General features: G+C 67.7%; 20 protein-coding genes and 2 pseudogenes. 10 read left to right on the plus strand and 12 right to left on the minus strand.

Annotated features, from left to right (window positions below):
• Both ACQKLX_RS16765 and ACQKLX_RS16770 read right to left on the minus strand, forming a co-directional pair.
• Window positions 1-93: pseudogene (locus ACQKLX_RS16765) on the minus strand (carboxyl transferase domain-containing protein); the annotation flags it as partial.
• A 117-nt stretch (window positions 94-210) separates the two neighbouring features.
• Window positions 211-1,590, minus strand: a complete 1,380-nt coding sequence (locus tag ACQKLX_RS16770; protein WP_427362713.1) for an aminotransferase-like domain-containing protein — start codon at window positions 1,588-1,590, stop codon at window positions 211-213.
• A gap of 98 nt (window positions 1,591-1,688) precedes the next feature.
• Here ACQKLX_RS16770 and ACQKLX_RS16775 point away from each other — a divergent pair, with 98 nt between their 5' ends.
• Genes ACQKLX_RS16775 through ACQKLX_RS16790 form a run of 4 tightly spaced genes read left to right on the plus strand, consistent with a single transcriptional unit; the run spans window position 1,689 to window position 3,649 of the window.
• Window positions 1,689-2,285, plus strand: coding sequence for a LysE family translocator (locus ACQKLX_RS16775; protein WP_427362714.1), 597 nt, complete (start codon window positions 1,689-1,691; stop codon window positions 2,283-2,285).
• 56 nt (window positions 2,286-2,341) lie between these two features.
• Window positions 2,342-2,653, plus strand: coding sequence for an ArsR/SmtB family transcription factor (locus ACQKLX_RS16780; RefSeq protein WP_427362878.1), 312 nt, complete (start codon window positions 2,342-2,344; stop codon window positions 2,651-2,653).
• Complete coding sequence (locus ACQKLX_RS16785) at window positions 2,650-2,991, plus strand: SRPBCC family protein (protein ID WP_427362715.1); 342 nt, start codon at window positions 2,650-2,652, stop codon at window positions 2,989-2,991. Before ACQKLX_RS16780 ends, ACQKLX_RS16785 begins: the two co-directional genes overlap by 4 nt.
• Window positions 2,992-3,043: 52 nt before the next feature.
• Window positions 3,044-3,649, plus strand: coding sequence for an ATP-dependent Clp protease proteolytic subunit (locus ACQKLX_RS16790; RefSeq protein ID WP_427362716.1), 606 nt, complete (start codon window positions 3,044-3,046; stop codon window positions 3,647-3,649).
• Here ACQKLX_RS16790 and ACQKLX_RS16795 read toward each other — a convergent pair whose 3' ends face one another.
• Both ACQKLX_RS16795 and ACQKLX_RS16800 read right to left on the minus strand, forming a co-directional pair.
• Window positions 3,650-4,039, minus strand: coding sequence for a DUF1801 domain-containing protein (locus ACQKLX_RS16795; protein ID WP_427362717.1), 390 nt, complete (start codon window positions 4,037-4,039; stop codon window positions 3,650-3,652).
• Window positions 4,040-4,044: 5 nt separating this feature from the next.
• Window positions 4,045-4,833 carry an ATP12 family chaperone protein gene (locus ACQKLX_RS16800; RefSeq protein ID WP_427362718.1) on the minus strand — a complete coding sequence of 263 codons (789 nt, stop codon included), beginning with the start codon at window positions 4,831-4,833 and terminating at the stop codon, window positions 4,045-4,047.
• 267 nt (window positions 4,834-5,100) lie between these two features.
• Between ACQKLX_RS16800 and ACQKLX_RS16805 the strand changes: the two genes are divergently transcribed.
• Window positions 5,101-5,358, plus strand: a complete 258-nt coding sequence (locus ACQKLX_RS16805; RefSeq protein ID WP_427362719.1) for a YjhX family toxin — start codon at window positions 5,101-5,103, stop codon at window positions 5,356-5,358.
• Window positions 5,359-5,418: 60 nt separating this feature from the next.
• Here the strand turns inward: ACQKLX_RS16805 and ACQKLX_RS16810 are convergent, their stop codons facing one another.
• Entirely contained in the window at window positions 5,419-5,784 is a 366-nt protein-coding gene (locus ACQKLX_RS16810; protein WP_427362720.1) for a VOC family protein, read from the minus strand.
• A 40-nt stretch (window positions 5,785-5,824) separates the two neighbouring features.
• A complete protein-coding gene (locus tag ACQKLX_RS16815; RefSeq protein ID WP_427362721.1) occupies window positions 5,825-6,823 on the minus strand; it encodes a P1 family peptidase in 999 nt (332 codons plus the stop codon).
• A 245-nt stretch (window positions 6,824-7,068) separates the two neighbouring features.
• Between ACQKLX_RS16815 and ACQKLX_RS16820 the strand changes: the two genes are divergently transcribed.
• Window positions 7,069-7,728: a Spy/CpxP family protein refolding chaperone gene (locus ACQKLX_RS16820; RefSeq protein WP_427362722.1), complete on the plus strand. Its 660-nt coding sequence runs from the start codon at window positions 7,069-7,071 to the stop codon at window positions 7,726-7,728.
• A gap of 97 nt (window positions 7,729-7,825) precedes the next feature.
• Here the strand turns inward: ACQKLX_RS16820 and ACQKLX_RS16825 are convergent, their stop codons facing one another.
• Window positions 7,826-8,071, minus strand: a complete 246-nt coding sequence (locus tag ACQKLX_RS16825; protein WP_427362723.1) for a hypothetical protein — start codon at window positions 8,069-8,071, stop codon at window positions 7,826-7,828.
• A gap of 384 nt (window positions 8,072-8,455) precedes the next feature.
• Here ACQKLX_RS16825 and ACQKLX_RS16830 point away from each other — a divergent pair, with 384 nt between their 5' ends.
• Complete coding sequence (locus ACQKLX_RS16830; RefSeq protein ID WP_427362724.1) at window positions 8,456-8,773, plus strand: hypothetical protein; 318 nt, start codon at window positions 8,456-8,458, stop codon at window positions 8,771-8,773.
• A 30-nt stretch (window positions 8,774-8,803) separates the two neighbouring features.
• On the opposite strand, the gene ACQKLX_RS16835 is transcribed toward ACQKLX_RS16830, so the two are convergent.
• Window positions 8,804-9,310, minus strand: coding sequence for a DUF3060 domain-containing protein (locus ACQKLX_RS16835; protein WP_427362725.1), 507 nt, complete (start codon window positions 9,308-9,310; stop codon window positions 8,804-8,806).
• A gap of 185 nt (window positions 9,311-9,495) precedes the next feature.
• Here ACQKLX_RS16835 and ACQKLX_RS16840 point away from each other — a divergent pair, with 185 nt between their 5' ends.
• Window positions 9,496-9,645, plus strand: a complete 150-nt coding sequence (locus tag ACQKLX_RS16840) for a hypothetical protein (RefSeq protein WP_427362726.1) — start codon at window positions 9,496-9,498, stop codon at window positions 9,643-9,645.
• A gap of 39 nt (window positions 9,646-9,684) precedes the next feature.
• Window positions 9,685-9,993, plus strand: a pseudogene (locus ACQKLX_RS16845) (hypothetical protein); the annotation flags it as partial.
• Window positions 9,994-10,077: 84 nt separating this feature from the next.
• Here the strand turns inward: ACQKLX_RS16845 and rpsD are convergent.
• The 3 genes from rpsD to murI form a co-directional block, all read right to left on the minus strand.
• Window positions 10,078-10,695, minus strand: coding sequence for a 30S ribosomal protein S4 (rpsD, locus tag ACQKLX_RS16850; protein ID WP_427362727.1), 618 nt, complete (start codon window positions 10,693-10,695; stop codon window positions 10,078-10,080).
• A 184-nt stretch (window positions 10,696-10,879) separates the two neighbouring features.
• Window positions 10,880-11,101: a hypothetical protein gene (locus ACQKLX_RS16855; RefSeq protein ID WP_427362728.1), complete on the minus strand. Its 222-nt coding sequence runs from the start codon at window positions 11,099-11,101 to the stop codon at window positions 10,880-10,882.
• Between the two features lie 64 nt (window positions 11,102-11,165).
• Window positions 11,166-12,035 carry a glutamate racemase gene (gene murI / locus ACQKLX_RS16860; RefSeq protein WP_427362729.1) on the minus strand — a complete coding sequence of 290 codons (870 nt, stop codon included), beginning with the start codon at window positions 12,033-12,035 and terminating at the stop codon, window positions 11,166-11,168.
• A 147-nt stretch (window positions 12,036-12,182) separates the two neighbouring features.
• Here murI and ACQKLX_RS16865 point away from each other — a divergent pair, with 147 nt between their 5' ends.
• A complete protein-coding gene (locus tag ACQKLX_RS16865) occupies window positions 12,183-13,109 on the plus strand; it encodes a bifunctional helix-turn-helix transcriptional regulator/GNAT family N-acetyltransferase (protein WP_427362730.1) in 927 nt (308 codons plus the stop codon).
• Here the strand turns inward: ACQKLX_RS16865 and ACQKLX_RS16870 are convergent.
• Window positions 13,033-13,530, minus strand: a complete 498-nt coding sequence (locus ACQKLX_RS16870; RefSeq protein WP_427362731.1) for a DUF805 domain-containing protein — start codon at window positions 13,528-13,530, stop codon at window positions 13,033-13,035. The two genes, ACQKLX_RS16865 and ACQKLX_RS16870, sit on opposite strands and share 77 nt — an antisense overlap.
• Between the last annotated feature and the right edge of the window lie 5 nt (window positions 13,531-13,535).

Below are 13,535 nucleotides of genomic sequence, written 5' to 3' on the forward strand. Positions count from 1 at the left end.
GCCTCTGCTGTGCTGCGCCGTGATGCGCCGCTCGCCGCCGCCCAGACGCGCGCCCGCGCGCCGGTCTTCAAGCTGTTCGAGAATGTCTTTCATCGAGAGCCTCCCGGGCGCGGTCTTTAAAGGTCTTGTTTCCGCTTAAGCGGCGCTGCGGGCGAAGTCCATTGCGGCCTTCGCGGCATGCGGCTGGAGTTTTGTGCACTGCCGCGCCGATCACGGCATCGCTCGGCTCTGCGGAGTGCTGCCGGGGTCAAGAAGCAAGGTGCGTAGGCTGACAAGCGCATCCTGCAGCCTGTCGAGCTTCGGACCGCCGAGGCTGAGCCGCATCCCTAAGGGCGGCTCCTGCGCACCGGCCAAGAAGATCTCGGGATCCGGCAGGATGATGCCCGAAGCAGCGGCGCGAGCCGGCAGGGCCTTCGCTCGCTCCGGCGCCATCGGCAGCCAGACATGGAAGCCATTGCCCGAGCTCATGGCGACCCCGGACGGCAGGAGCTCGCGCGCCATGGTGACGCGGCGGCTGGCCTCCTCGCGGATCGAGCGTGCGACCGAAGCGGCCGTGTCCTCGCTGAGCCAGCGTTCCATGATCAGGCAGGAGAGAAGCGACGCCATGGTGCAGGTGGCGGCGAGCTCGGCGAGGGCAGGCTCCAGCCAGGGCTCGGGGACCAGCAGCGAGCCGATGCGCAGGCCGGGGCTCAGCACCTTCGACAGGCCGGAGACATGCAGCGTCCGCTCCGGCGCGAGCGCGGCGATCGCGATCGTGCCCGGCGCAGCCAGGGCAGCGTGGATATCGTCCTCGACGATCACCGCGTCATGGGCGCGGCAGAGGTTCGCGATCTCGCGGCGTCGCGCTTCGCCCATCGTCGCCGTCGTCGGGTTGTGCAGGGTCGGCGTGATGTAGAGCACGGCGCGCCGCCCGGCTGCGACCGCCTGCTGCAAGGCGCGGTCTAGCGCCTGCGGGACGAGGCCTTCATCGTCAATGGCGAGCCCGGTCAGCCGCAAGCCGCGCCGGCGGGCGAGGGCGATCGCACCGGGATAGCTCAGCGCCTCGGTCAGGAGCTCGGTGTCCGAGCCGCAGGTGATCGCGAATGCGATCGCCAGGGCATGCTGGGCGCCGTTGCAGATCAACAGCTGCTCGGGGGCTGCGGCGAGGCCGGTCGGCGCGAGCCAGCGGGCCAGCAGCGCGCGATGCTCGAGCCGGCCGGCTGGCGCGGCATAGGCGCCGAAGCTGTCGGCGTCGAGCCGCTTTGCGAGATCGCCGAGGTTGGCGGCGAGCAGGCGGTCGCTGAGCTGCTGCGGCGGCACGTTGATGCTGAGATCGATCGTGCGGCTGGCCGCCTGCGACAGACCGGCGACGAACATGCCGCGGCCGCGCACGCTGCGGACGAGGCCGCGGCGTTCGAGCTGGGCATAGGCCTTTGTCACCGTGCCGATACCGATGTCGAGCTGCCAGGCGAGGGGGCGGTGAGCCGGCAGGCGCGCGCCCGGCGGCAGCGAACCATCGGCAATGTCGCGAGCCAGCGCCTCGATCAGCCGTTCGCTGGCCGAGCCGCTGCTACCCGCGAGGCGCGGTTGCCAGGGTGAAGCGAGGAGCATGCTACCTTACAAATTGCGTCACGAGACACTTTTCAGCCTATGCAAGAAGTGTCACATACACAATCACCGGCGCGACGTTTCCCAACGCTGGACCGGACATGACGCCGCAACTCCTCCTTGCCTTTGTCGGCTATGCCTTCGTGACTTCGATCACACCCGGGCCGAACAACACGCTGCTGCTGGCCTCCGGCGCCAATCATGGCTTCCGCGCCAGCCTGCCGCTGCTGTTCGGGATCAATCTCGGCTTCTGCGGGCTCGTGCTCGCGGTCGGGCTCGGGCTTGGCGGCTTGTTCAGCGCCATCCCTGTCCTGCACGACATCCTGCGCTACGCCGGCAGCGCCTATCTGCTCTATCTCGCCTGGAAGATCGCGCGCTCGGCGCCGTTGGAGCCTGGGGCGGAGGCTGCGCCCCCGCTCAGCTTCCCGGCGGCTGCGGCTTTCCAATGGGTCAATCCCAAGGCCTGGATCATGGCGGTCGGGGCCGTCGCGGCCTACACGCCGACCGAGGGCTATTTCCTCAACCTCGCGATCGTCGTGATGGTCTACGCCCTGGTCAACGGACCCTGCATCGCCGTCTGGGCGGTCGGCGGCACGCTGTTGCGCGGCCTGTTGGCCGATCCGGCCCGCCAGCGCGTGTTCAACATCGTCATGGCGCTGCTGCTTGCTGCCTCGCTCTATCCCATTCTGGTAAGCTGACAGGTGATTTCGGGAGCCGCTTGCGAATGAAATAAGTGTATGCTTATGTATATGCCATGGAGCAGGACATCTTCAGGGCGCTGGCCGACCCGACCCGCAGGGCGATCTTCGAGAAGCTCGCTGTCGGAGGCATGAACGCCAGCGCCTTGCGCGAAGGCATGGCGATCAGCCAGCCGGCGATGTCGCAGCACCTTGCCGTGCTGCGGACCGCCGGGCTGGTTCGGGAGGAGCGGCAAGGGCGCTTCGTCAATTACGAGGTCGACCCGGATGGGCTTGCCCTGATCGCGCAATGGCTTGCGAAATACCGGGCCTATTGGCCGGCGCGCATCGATGCCCTCAAGGATCTGCTGCGGGACATGGACCAATGAGCGAGAGCGACACGCAGGATCGCACCAAGCAGCTGGTGTTCGAATACCAGCTCGATGCGCCGCCGGAGAAGGTCTGGCGGGCGCTCAGCATTCCCGCCTTCCGCGAGCGCTGGCTGCCGGCTGAGGTTGAGGCGCTGTCCAGCGTTCCGGGCGAGGAACTGCGCTACCGGCTGAGGGAGGAGGAGCCGCCCTTCCTCGAAAGCGTCGTGACCTTCCAGCTCGCGCCGAACGAGGGCGGGACGGAGCTGCGGATCATTCATAGCCTGACCGATGCGAGGCTGATCGAGACGCCGGCGCCTGCCAACAGCAACCAGCCGCTGATGCTGCGCGCTGCCTGACGGCGAAGCTCGCAAACAGCCGATCAACAATCCGGAATTGAGGAGGTCGTCGATGCACGGCACGATGCAGCTCGTCCCCATGGTCGTCGAACAGTCGACGCGCGGGGAACGCTCCTTCGACATCTATTCGCGCCTGCTGCGCGAGCGGATCGTCTTCCTGAACGGGGAGGTCAACGACGCCAGCGCTGCGCTGGTCTGCGCGCAATTGCTGTTCCTGGAGGCCGAGAATCCGAAACGGCCGGTGCATTTCTACATCAACTCGCCAGGCGGCGTGGTCACCAGCGGCCTCGCGATCTACGACACGATGCAATACATCCGCTCGCCCGTGCACACGCTCTGCATGGGCACGGCCCGCTCGATGGGCTCCTTCCTGCTGATGGCGGGCGAGCCGGGCGAGCGCGCGGCGCTGCCCAATGCCAGCCTGCATGTCCATCAGCCGCTCGGCGGGGCGCAGGGGCAGGCCTCGGACATCCTGATCCATGCCGAGGAGATCCAGAAGACCAAGCGCCGGATGATCCGGCTCTATGCCGAGCATTGCGGGCGCAGCGAGGAGGAGGTCGAGCGCACGCTCGATCGCGACCGCTTCATGACCGCGGAAGAAGGCAAGGAATGGGGGCTGGTCGACCGCGTGCTGACCGAGCCGCCGGCGGCAGCCTGATCAACTGCTCGGCTTGCTGGGATCGCCGATCTCGCGGTTGAGCGCGACCGCGGCGTGCACTAACTCGGTCGCAATGGTAGCATCGACCGCATCGCCCTCGCGCAGGACCATGGTCGCGAGCTCGAACTTGCCGCCCGGCTTCAGGCGCGGCTCGATATGGCGCAGGCGCTTGCCGCGCCAGAAGCCGAAGAGGACGCGCTCGGCTTCGGCCCGGATCAGCAGCACCGGCCCATTCGAGAAATAGACGAGGTGGGTCCACTTGATCCGCTCGTCGAGCGGAGCGGCGTCCTTCACCGCGGCGCGCAGGGCCTCGACAGTGGCGAGCCGCCAGCCGTCGAGTTGGGCGAGATAGTCTTCCGGGGTGTCGGCCTTGGGCGCGCCCGGGATCATCGCCTCTAGCCTTTCACCAGCAGCAGCACGGCGGCGTCGTATTCCTTGCGGCGGAGGACGCGGCGCTCGGCCGCCTCCTCGTCCTGGCCCCAGATCCCGATCTGATAGTCCTCGTCGAGATGGGCGGCGGCCCAGGCGGCCTCGGCGTCGATCAGCCCTTCGGCGAGCGCCAGCATCACAATGGTCGAGCCGGTCAGCGTCATGACGTTGTGGGCACCGGCGAGCGCGACCGGGGAGGGGATCGCGGCGACGCGTTTCGCCACGGCATCGAGCACCGTCTGCGGCTGCTGCGCGAAGATGACGCCCTGCGCCATGACGAAGCGGCCACCGATCCGCTCTTCGAGCGCCGCGATCAGCGGATTCCAGACCGCATCCTGACGCTCGACCAGCGCTTCCGGCTCGCTGGCGCGGTAGCAGAGCGCATCGCTGCCGGCATAGCGGACGATCTCCGCGCGGACCGCCTCGTGCTGATCGGCGACGCCGTCCAGCGCCGAATTGACCAAACGGGTCAGCGGCATGCGCGACGGGTCGATCTCCGCGGTCTGGGCGTCCCATTCGGCTGCCATCGCCTCGGCGACGGGGCGCGAGGCGATGGCGAGGTGCTTGCGGGCCGGCGTGCGGGCGGTGCGGCCGTCGAGCGCGACATGGAACAGTCCGTCGCGTTCGAGCACGCCGACCTTCTCGTAGAAGCGCTTGGGCAGCGGGTTGCGCATCGCCTGCTGGGCGGCGGCGACGGGGTCGGGCTGGTGCTGGCCGGCGGCGCCGAAGCGGGCGAGGAAATCATCGGTCGACATGGCGCGTCCATAGCGCATCCGGGGGCGGGCGTGAAACGGCTTCGCGCGGCGGCACGGCATTGACGCGAGCTGGGCGCTCGCCTAAACGCCTCCTCCCCGGACGCGAGGCGTCCGCGCGATGTCCAAGAGGGCCTTATGTTGGAGACTGTGGGAACCCGGTGAGGTTTCGCTGCGGCGAGACCTGATCCAGCGCCGGGTGATAGAGCGGAGCTAAGGCCCGCCTTCATCTCTGCGCTTGTCATGGTTCCATGCACAGGCTCTACCAACATGAACATTTCGCGGGGCGAGCAGCGCGTGCTGCACGTGCTGGCCCGTGGCGGACAGATCCGCCATCTTCGCGGCGAGGACGGCCGCATCCATCACATCGACTGCTTCACCCATGAGGGCTTCGTCCTGAGCGATTGTACGCTGGCCATCTTCGCCGGTCTCAAGCGAAAACGGCTGATCGAGTCGCGCGAGGGCGGCCCTTATCGGATCTCGCGGCTCGGGCGTCTCGGCGTCCGTTCGCAGGCCGACAACCGGTGACCACAGGCGGGAGGGTGAAAGCCCTCCCGTTTCTATTCGAGGAATGGGAAAGCGAGGCCCTCAGGCCGGCTCGAACAGTTCGATCACATTGCCCGATGGATCCTCGCACAGGATCTGCTTGCCGCCTGGCCCGGTGACGATCTCATTGCGGAAGGGCACGCTCTTGCGGCGCAGGGCCTCGACGAGTTCGGCGAGATTGTCGACCTCGATGACGAAACGGTTCCAGCCGCCGGGGATCGGCTTGCCGCCGCCCGGCATCGCCCGCGAGGCTGAGGCGCCGGGGCCGGCGAGCCAGAGCTTGAGGTCGCCGCGTTCGAGGATCGCCATGGCCGGGCCGAATTGCTGCTTCAGCGCAAAGCCGAGCCGATCGACATAGAACCTTGCCGCCTCGTCGACGTCGGTCACGAAATAGCGGACGGTCGCCATCGCTTCGCTCCCTCGCGTGCGGTGGCTTCGTGCCGACCGCCTATGCGCCGAACCTGTCGCGCCAGGCCGGCTTGGCGCCCGCAAAGGGCAGGGCGCTGGCCGAGTATACTGCCCGCGCCACGGCGCGCGCCAGCACGTCGGCGGCGGTGGCACAGAGTTCGGTCAGGGCATAGGCATCGGACGGAGCGCCGCTATGGCCGGTGGCCGCGGCGAAGACCACGTCGCCGTCGAGCGGGGCATGGACCGGGCGCAACGCGCGGGCGAGCCCGTCATGGGCGCAGAGCGCCATGCGCTTGGCCTGCGCCTTGGTCAGCACCGCATCGGTCGCGACCAGGGCGATCGTGGTGTTGGCGCCGGGGCCGCCCTTGAAGCGCAAGGCCAGGTCTTCCGGAGGGATTGTTGTTGGCCAGCCGCGGCCGCCGAATTCGCCGCCTTGCTCGTAAGGTGCCGCCCAGAAATGCTGGCCGTCGCCGATCGTCGCCAAGCCGACGGCGTTGACCGCGACCAGCGCGCCGACGACCTGGCCGGTCGCGGCCCGCGCGCTGGCCGAGCCGAGCCCGCCCTTGAGATTGGCGGTGGTCGCGCCAAGACCGGCGCCGACGCTGCCGAGCGCGAACTCTGCCGCGGCTGCGGCGCTCGCCGCCTCGGCGAGCACGCGATAGGGCGCCTCGCCGTCGCCGCGGGCGAAGGGCTTGTCGCCGCCATTGGCGAGATCGAACAGGATCGCCTGCGGCACGATCGGCACGCGGTAGCCGCCGATCGGGAAGCCTCGTCCCTCCCTAGCAAGCCAGCTGAGGGCGCCGTCGGCAGCCGACAGCCCCCAGATCGAGCCCCCGGAGAGGACGATGCCGTCGACATGCTCGACCGTCATCCCCGGTTCGAGCAGCGCGGTGTCGCGCGTGCCCGGTGCGCCGCCGAGGACGGCGACGGAGGCGATGCTCGGCCGCTCGAACAGGGCGACGGTGACGCCGGTCGCGGCTACAGCATCCTCGGCATTGCCCACGAGAACGCCACGAACATCGGTGATGAGATTGCGCACGGTGGAACTCGCTGCCGATCGGAAGGAAGCCCTGGGTCTTCGCTGGATCATGCGCCGATTCGGCACTACGCGACGACCCGATCGGAACTTCTCGCTCGCTGGCGCGTCGAGCCGACATTACGATCTTGTCATGCGCGCGCCATGGCCGGGTCAGCCCGGCTCAGGCACCGTGGCGACATCGCGACCCGGCTTCGAGACCCGCAAAGCGACCCGTTGTTGTAGAGACCATAATCCGGAGACCTCGCATGAAACGCATCGCCCTCATCGTCGCCTCCAGCGCCGCGGCTGTCGCGGCGACCTTGGCGATCGCGCAGCCGCAGCCGATCCCGCCCGCACCGGGCAGCACGCCGCCGGCGCAGCAGCAGGCCGAGCCGCGCGGCGACCGTGCCGAGCGCAGCGACCGCTCCGACCGGCGCGAGGAATGGCGCCAGCGCCGGGCCGAACGGGCCACCGCCCGGATGAACGAGCGCCTCGCCCAATTGCGCACCGATCTCAAGCTGAAGCCCGAGCAGGTGCCGGCGTTCGAGCGGCTTGAGACCCTGATCAAGCGCAATGCGCAGGAGCGCCAGGAACGCTTCGGCAAGATGCGCGAGCAGCGCGAACTCTATCGCGATGCCGACATCATGGAACGGCTCGACATGAGGGCGAACCGCCAGGCCGAGCGCGCCACCCGCAGCAAGGAGATGGCTGACGCGGTTCGTCCGCTCTGGTCGACCTTCAGCGACGAGCAGAAGACCGTGGCGCGCCGGGCCGTGCGCCAGGCGATGTCGGAAGGCCGCGAGCGCATGCGCGAGATGCATGGCGGGCGCGGATGGTACGGCCGCGATCGCGACCATGACCGCTATGGCGACGACGACAGCGGCCCGCGCCGCTGGCGCGATCGGGACGACGACGACCGCGGCTGATTTCAAGATTCCGAAAGAGAGAAGGGCGGTCCGGCAGGGCCGCCCTTTTTCGTTTGGCCGACCCTCAAGGAGGAGGGCGGGTGACTGCTCGGACTCGTCAGGTCCCCACGGCGTCCTTGACGCATTTCGTCGTGAAGCTGGTCTTGGCGGCGCCCGCCAGCTTCTTGTCGGCCGCCTGCTTGTCGCAGGCCGCGCCGGCGTCCTTCTCGCATTTGGTGACGAAGCTGGTCTTGGCCGCGCCGGCGAGCTTCTTCTCGGTGGCCTGGGCGCTGCAGCTTTGGCTCTGGGCGAAGGCGGGGCCGGCGAGGCCGATGGCGAGGACTGCGAGGATGAGCGTCTTCATGGCACGTTTGATCCCTGTGGCGGGAAAAGGACGCTAACCTGAGTCTCGACGCGACGTCATGCCCCGCAGGGACGGTGCGGACTGGTTGCCGGAGAGGCCTGTTCACGAGTCCGATCAAGGTATTGGCGTATCCGGCTGAGGCACTGAATCAACGCTCTTGGTGGAGGGATGAGGGCGGTCTCGTCTCCTCTGCGAATCGTTCGAATCCCGCTGGCGGTCGAGCGCATAGGCCAGCGTCACCCATGCAGCCTGGGAAAGAAACACGGGCGATTGAGCGTCCTGCGTGCGGGATGGCTTGGTAAAGGCTTTGTAAAGGCCAGCGCCGTATTCGTGACCTATTCTTGGGTGAAGCGGGGCCCACCTTCCTAGGACGGAGACGCTTGCATGCGTGACGTAAAATCGATCTGCGGTCTGTTGATCGCCGGCTGCATGGTAGCCACCACTCTGGTTGCGGCCCCGACGGCGGCCGAAGCGCGCGATGGCCGCAAGGCGGCGATCTTCGGCGGGCTCGCCGCTGGCGCGATCCTGGGCGGCGCGCTTGCCGCCGGCGCCGGCAGCCGGGCCTATGCCGCGCCGGCTCCGGTCTATGTCGAGGATGACGAGCCGGTGGTGGTTCGCCGCCGCTGCTGGCGCGAGCGCCAGGCGGTCTATGACGACTGGGGCGATTTCGCCGGCTATCGCCCGGTGCGCGTCTGCAACTGACGTAACGCAGTGGGGGATCGAGGGCCGCGCTCAGCGTTTGACGATGCGGTTCTCGATGCCCGAGGTCGAGATGCTCGGCGCCCTGACCTCGGCTGCGGCCGTCCAGTTCAGGGTGTTCTTGGCGCCTCCGACCTCGATCTTCGCCGGTCCGGTCAACTCCAGCTCGATCATGTGATCGGCACCGGAGACGTCGATCTCCGCCGGGGTCTCACCGGCATGGACCTTGGCCGAGATGCTGTTCTCGGCGGTCTCGACCGTGACATTGCCGGTGGTGCCGCCATTCGCCTTGTTCTGCGCGCCGCTCACCGCGAGCGAGGTCGCCTCCTCGAAGGTGACGGTGTGGCCGCTGCCGTGGACGGCGATCGCGCCGCAGCTGCCCTTGAGCGCGACCGTATGGCCCTGGCCGGAGATCGCGACATCCTCGCCATTGCAGGTGAAGTCGCGCGACTGGCCGATGCCCGCGATGGCGATGTCCTCGGCATGGGCCAGTGTCGGCGCGAGGAGTATGGCGAGAAGGACTGGAAGAGTCGGTTTCAAGGCGCTTCTCCGTGATCGACTGCCACCACAGCCCAAGGTGGCTGCGACCAGCCTGCCTGACCGTGAACTATGGCGGTGATGAGGAGGCATCCCGGCGGGTGGGCGGCTGCGCTGGCACAATCGTAGATTGATCGGCGCAAGAACGAAGGTAACGTTCGTCTCGCATTTCGAGAGGCGGGGACGGAATGAAGCCCATCGCGCAGGACCGCAACCTGACCGCTGCGGCACTCCTTTTCGGGCTGGCTCTCGCCGGCAACCCGCTGTTCAAGATCGAGGTCGATTCCGACAACGGTAAGCCGGTCTTCCGGGCCAAGACGGCGGGGACCGAGACCTGAGGGGACAGCGTCGGTCAGGCTCAGTTCTGCGGCGACTGGCCGGTAGAGCCGGATCGCTGGCACCGCGTCAACGTGATGATCCGGCCGAGCCAGCAGGCCGGCGAGAGCCGCCTCAGGCTCTGGCTCGACGGTCGCGCCTGCCCGGAATTCCGCGGCGTGCTCGGCTATCCGCGCTATGGCACGATGAAGGACGGCAAGCCGTTCATCGACACGCAGCCGCGCTTCGGCATCTATCGCGACGCCTTGCCCGGTGTCAGCCAGACGATCCTGTTCGACGATATCGCCTTCTGGTCGCAGGACCCCGCCGGTCACCCGGCCTGGGACAGGGTTGCGAGCCAGAGACAATAGGATCGGCAATAAAAAAGGAGAGGGCGAGAAGCCCTCTCCTGAAACAGACCGGAAGCGGGATGGAAGCCACCCCGCAGGCCGTGATCAGCGCGAGTAGAACTCGATGACCAGGTTCGGCTCCATCTGCACCGCGTAGGGCACGTCCGTCAGGGTCGGGGTGCGAGTGTAGGTGGCCGAGAACTTGGTGTGGTCGGCGTCGATGTAGTCAGGCACGTCGCGCTCGGCGAGAGAAGCCGACTCGATGACGATGGCGAGCTGGCGCGAGCTCTCCTTGACCGCGATCACGTCGCCCGGCTTGACCTGGTACGAGGCGATGTTGACGCGCTTGCCGTTCACGGTGATGTGGCCGTGGTTGATGAACTGGCGGGCGGCGAAGACGGTCGGGACGAACTTGGCGCGGTAGATCACCGCGTCGAGACGACGCTCGAGCAGGCCGACCAGGTTCTCGCCCGAGTCGCCCTTGAGGCGGATCGCCTCGGCGTAGTAGCGGCGGAACTGCTTCTCGGAGATCGAGCCGTAATAGCCCTTCAGCTTCTGCTTGGCGCGCAACTGGGTGCCGAAGTCGGACGGCTTGCCCTTGCGGCGCTGGCCGTGCTGGCCGGGGCCGTATTCGCGGCGGTTGACCGGGGACTTCGGACGGCCCCAGATGTTCTGACCGAGACGGCGGTCAATCTTGTACTTCGCCTCATGGCGCTTCGACATGTCGCGTGTCCTCTATGGTTCGCGAGTTGAGGACCGCGCCCTCCTGTCCCCGTCTCCGGGGCGACAGATCCGGCCTCCGAAGAGAAGCGGATCACGGGTGCGGAAAAAGCCACGCGGCCCCGTGAGGAGCCGCGCGACGGAGGTGCCTATGAGGGAAACGGCAGGCGATGTCAATGAGCCGGCATCAATAGCGCCAATAGGCGCGGCGATGATGCGGATGCTTGTACCAGCCCAGATGCCGGCCGCGATTCCAGCCATGATGCCGGCGCGGGCCGTAGCCATGGCCGTAATGATGGCCCTTGTGCCCGTGCCAGCCCTTCGGCTTGGCCTGGGCTTCGCCGGTGAGGCCGGGGCCGAGCAGCAGGGCACCGCCGGCCAGGGCGATGGCGAAGATCAGCTTTCTCATCCTGTCCTCCCATGTGGAGACGGTGGTGGCGTCGGTAACGCCTCCAGATCAGAACAGTTCCAAATTATGGCTGGAGTGCGAGTGGAAGCGACTCGGTCTCGATCCGCGCCAGGCCAAAGCCGGCGAGCGCGATGTGTGCGGGTCCGGAGAGGCGGGCACCATCAGTGAAGACGGCGACGGTCGAGGCCGGCTCCAGGCGGGGCAGGGCTGGGCCGAGCAATTGCGCCGTGCGCCGTGCGATCGCCGGGGCAGGGTCGATCCAGTCGACAGGCCAGGGCGCGAGCCGCTGCAGGCGCGGCAGCAGCAGCGGGTAATGCGTGCAGGCCAACGTCACCACGTCGGTGCGCCGGCCGTCTTTGGCGACGAAGCAGGGCGCGATCTCGGCCGCGATCTGCGCATCGTCGACTGGCTCGCCCTTCAGCGCCGCTTCGGCCAGTCCGGCGAGGCGGGTCGCCCCGACCAGGGTGACCTCGCTACCGGCGGCGTAGCGCTCGATCAGATCGTGCGTGTAGTCGCGCGCGACAGTGCCTGGCGTTGCCAACACCGAGATCAGCCCGCTGCGAGTGCGCTCGGCTGCGGGCTTCACCGCGGGCACGGTGCCGACGAAGGGGATGGCGAAGCGGGCCCGCAGTGCCGGCAGAACCAGGGTCGAGGCGGTGTTGCAGGCGATGACGACGAGATCGGGATGAAAGCGCTCGACGAGGCGCTCCATCACCTCCAGCACGCGCGCGACCAGGGCCTGCTCGTCGAGGCGGCCATAGGGGAAGGCGGCATCGTCGGCGGCATAGACGATGTCGGCATCCGGGCGCTGGCGCATGACCTCGCGCAGCACGGTCAAGCCGCCGAGGCCGGAATCGAAGGCGAGGATAGTCGGGATTCGCAAGGGTAGCACCGGCGCGGCATAGCCGGCTCCGGCGAGAAGATCGACCCGCATCGCACTTATTCCATCGTGTCCGCCAAGCCCTCGATTGGGCGCCTGCCCGGTTAAGGCAGGGTGAATCAATGACGTCCGACGGCGGGATAATTTAGTTGACTCTGTCTATTAATTGATGATTCTCGCGACCAGTTGAGGAGTTCGGCCATGTCCGCCGTCGATGCGCCCGCCATTGCAACGATCCGCCGTTTTGGCCGATTCCATACGCGCTTCATCGGGGCGCTGGGCGGCGATCTGCACGGCTCCGGCTTCGGCCTGACCGAAGGGCGCGTGCTCTACGAACTGGCGCAGCGCGACGGCTGGCGCGCCAGCGAGCTGGCGCGCGAGCTCGGCCTCGACCCGGCCTATCTCTCGCGCCTGCTCAAGCGCTTCGTCGACCTGGGCTGGCTGGAGCGGGCGAGGGCGGATGGCGATGGCCGCGCCTATGATCTCAGGCTGACGCCAGCAGGGCGCGAAGCCTTCGCCCCGCTCGACGAGGCCTCGCGCCGGCAGGCCGACGCAATCCTCTCGCGTCTCGGAGCGGGCGAGCAGGCGGTGCTCGTCACCGCGCTCGATCGCGCGCAGACGCTCTTGTCGGGCGCCGCCAGCCCGCAGCCTGCGGTGACGATCCGCGAGCATCGTCCGGGTGACATCGGCTGGGTGATCTCGGCCCATGCGAAGCTCTATGCCGAGGTCTATGGCTGGGACATCAGCTTCGAGGCGCTGGTCGCCGAGATCGCGGCGAAGTTCCTGCGCGAGTTCAAGCCGGGTCAGGAGCGCTGCTTCATCGCCGAACTCGATGGCGCGCCGGTCGGCTCGGCCTTCGTGGTGCGCGAGAGCGACGAGGCGGCCAAGCTTCGGCTCGTGCTGGTCGAGACGCGGGCACAGGGGCTCGGCCTCGGCAAGCGCCTGGTGCAGGATGCGATCGCTTTCGCCCGCGCCGCCGGCTATCGCCGCATGGTGCTATGGACCAACGACATCCTGCATGCGGCCCGCGCGATCTACATCGCCGAGGGCTTCAGGCTGGTGGCGGAGGAGAAGCATCACTCGTTCGGGAAGGATCTGGTCGGGCAGAACTGGGAGCGGGATCTCTAGCGCTCGGCCAGACCAGCAGCCAGAGGTAGGCGATGATCGAGAGGATGCCGCCGACCGGGGTCATCATCTCAAGTGGCTCCGGTAGGCGCGATTCGGTCAGGCGAGGCAGTACGAAGTTCTCGAGCACTTCGAGCGTGATCAGCGCCGCGATGATCGGCAGGACCGCGAAACCCATGTCCCGCACGCGTTGTGCCGAGAGTGCGATGACCGCCCAGTAGAACAGCAGTGTGAAAACGAGGTTGGGGATCGGCTCGACGAAGAAGAGCGGGCCGGAGCTCTCGGCCGGCGTCAGGCCGAAAATCTCCATGCCCAAGATCAGCAGCGCCAGGAAGAAGACGATGACCACGACACATCGCAGGAGATAGCCGAGCCGGGCGAGGCGTCCGTCGAAGCGCCAGAAGCTGGCGAGGAAAGCCCTCATCGGAT

Source organism: Allobosea sp. NPDC003192 (assembly GCF_050275675.1).
GTDB lineage: Bacteria > Pseudomonadota > Alphaproteobacteria > Rhizobiales > Beijerinckiaceae > Allobosea.

Bases quoted from the DNA above. Each gene is read 5' to 3' on its own strand.
- ACQKLX_RS16805 (WP_427362719.1), top strand. From the start codon at position 5,101: ATGAACATTTCGCGGGGCGAGCAGCGCGTGCTGCACGTGCTGGCCCGT.
- ACQKLX_RS16775 (WP_427362714.1), top strand. From the start codon at position 1,689: ATGACGCCGCAACTCCTCCTTGCCTTTGTCGGCTATGCCTTCGTGACT.
- ACQKLX_RS16840 (WP_427362726.1), top strand. From the start codon at position 9,496: ATGAAGCCCATCGCGCAGGACCGCAACCTGACCGCTGCGGCACTCCTT.
- ACQKLX_RS16855 (WP_427362728.1), bottom strand. From the start codon at position 11,101: ATGAGAAAGCTGATCTTCGCCATCGCCCTGGCCGGCGGTGCCCTGCTG.
- ACQKLX_RS16795 (WP_427362717.1), bottom strand. From the start codon at position 4,039: ATGATCCCGGGCGCGCCCAAGGCCGACACCCCGGAAGACTATCTCGCC.
- ACQKLX_RS16870 (WP_427362731.1), bottom strand. From the start codon at position 13,530: ATGAGGGCTTTCCTCGCCAGCTTCTGGCGCTTCGACGGACGCCTCGCC.
- ACQKLX_RS16770 (WP_427362713.1), bottom strand. From the start codon at position 1,590: ATGCTCCTCGCTTCACCCTGGCAACCGCGCCTCGCGGGTAGCAGCGGC.
- ACQKLX_RS16865 (WP_427362730.1), top strand. From the start codon at position 12,183: ATGTCCGCCGTCGATGCGCCCGCCATTGCAACGATCCGCCGTTTTGGC.
- ACQKLX_RS16780 (WP_427362878.1), top strand. From the start codon at position 2,342: ATGGAGCAGGACATCTTCAGGGCGCTGGCCGACCCGACCCGCAGGGCG.
- ACQKLX_RS16790 (WP_427362716.1), top strand. From the start codon at position 3,044: ATGCACGGCACGATGCAGCTCGTCCCCATGGTCGTCGAACAGTCGACG.
- ACQKLX_RS16800 (WP_427362718.1), bottom strand. From the start codon at position 4,833: ATGTCGACCGATGATTTCCTCGCCCGCTTCGGCGCCGCCGGCCAGCAC.
- ACQKLX_RS16810 (WP_427362720.1), bottom strand. From the start codon at position 5,784: ATGGCGACCGTCCGCTATTTCGTGACCGACGTCGACGAGGCGGCAAGG.
- murI (WP_427362729.1), bottom strand. From the start codon at position 12,035: ATGCGGGTCGATCTTCTCGCCGGAGCCGGCTATGCCGCGCCGGTGCTA.
- ACQKLX_RS16820 (WP_427362722.1), top strand. From the start codon at position 7,069: ATGAAACGCATCGCCCTCATCGTCGCCTCCAGCGCCGCGGCTGTCGCG.
- ACQKLX_RS16830 (WP_427362724.1), top strand. From the start codon at position 8,456: ATGCGTGACGTAAAATCGATCTGCGGTCTGTTGATCGCCGGCTGCATG.
- ACQKLX_RS16785 (WP_427362715.1), top strand. From the start codon at position 2,650: ATGAGCGAGAGCGACACGCAGGATCGCACCAAGCAGCTGGTGTTCGAA.
- ACQKLX_RS16825 (WP_427362723.1), bottom strand. From the start codon at position 8,071: ATGAAGACGCTCATCCTCGCAGTCCTCGCCATCGGCCTCGCCGGCCCC.
- rpsD (WP_427362727.1), bottom strand. From the start codon at position 10,695: ATGTCGAAGCGCCATGAGGCGAAGTACAAGATTGACCGCCGTCTCGGT.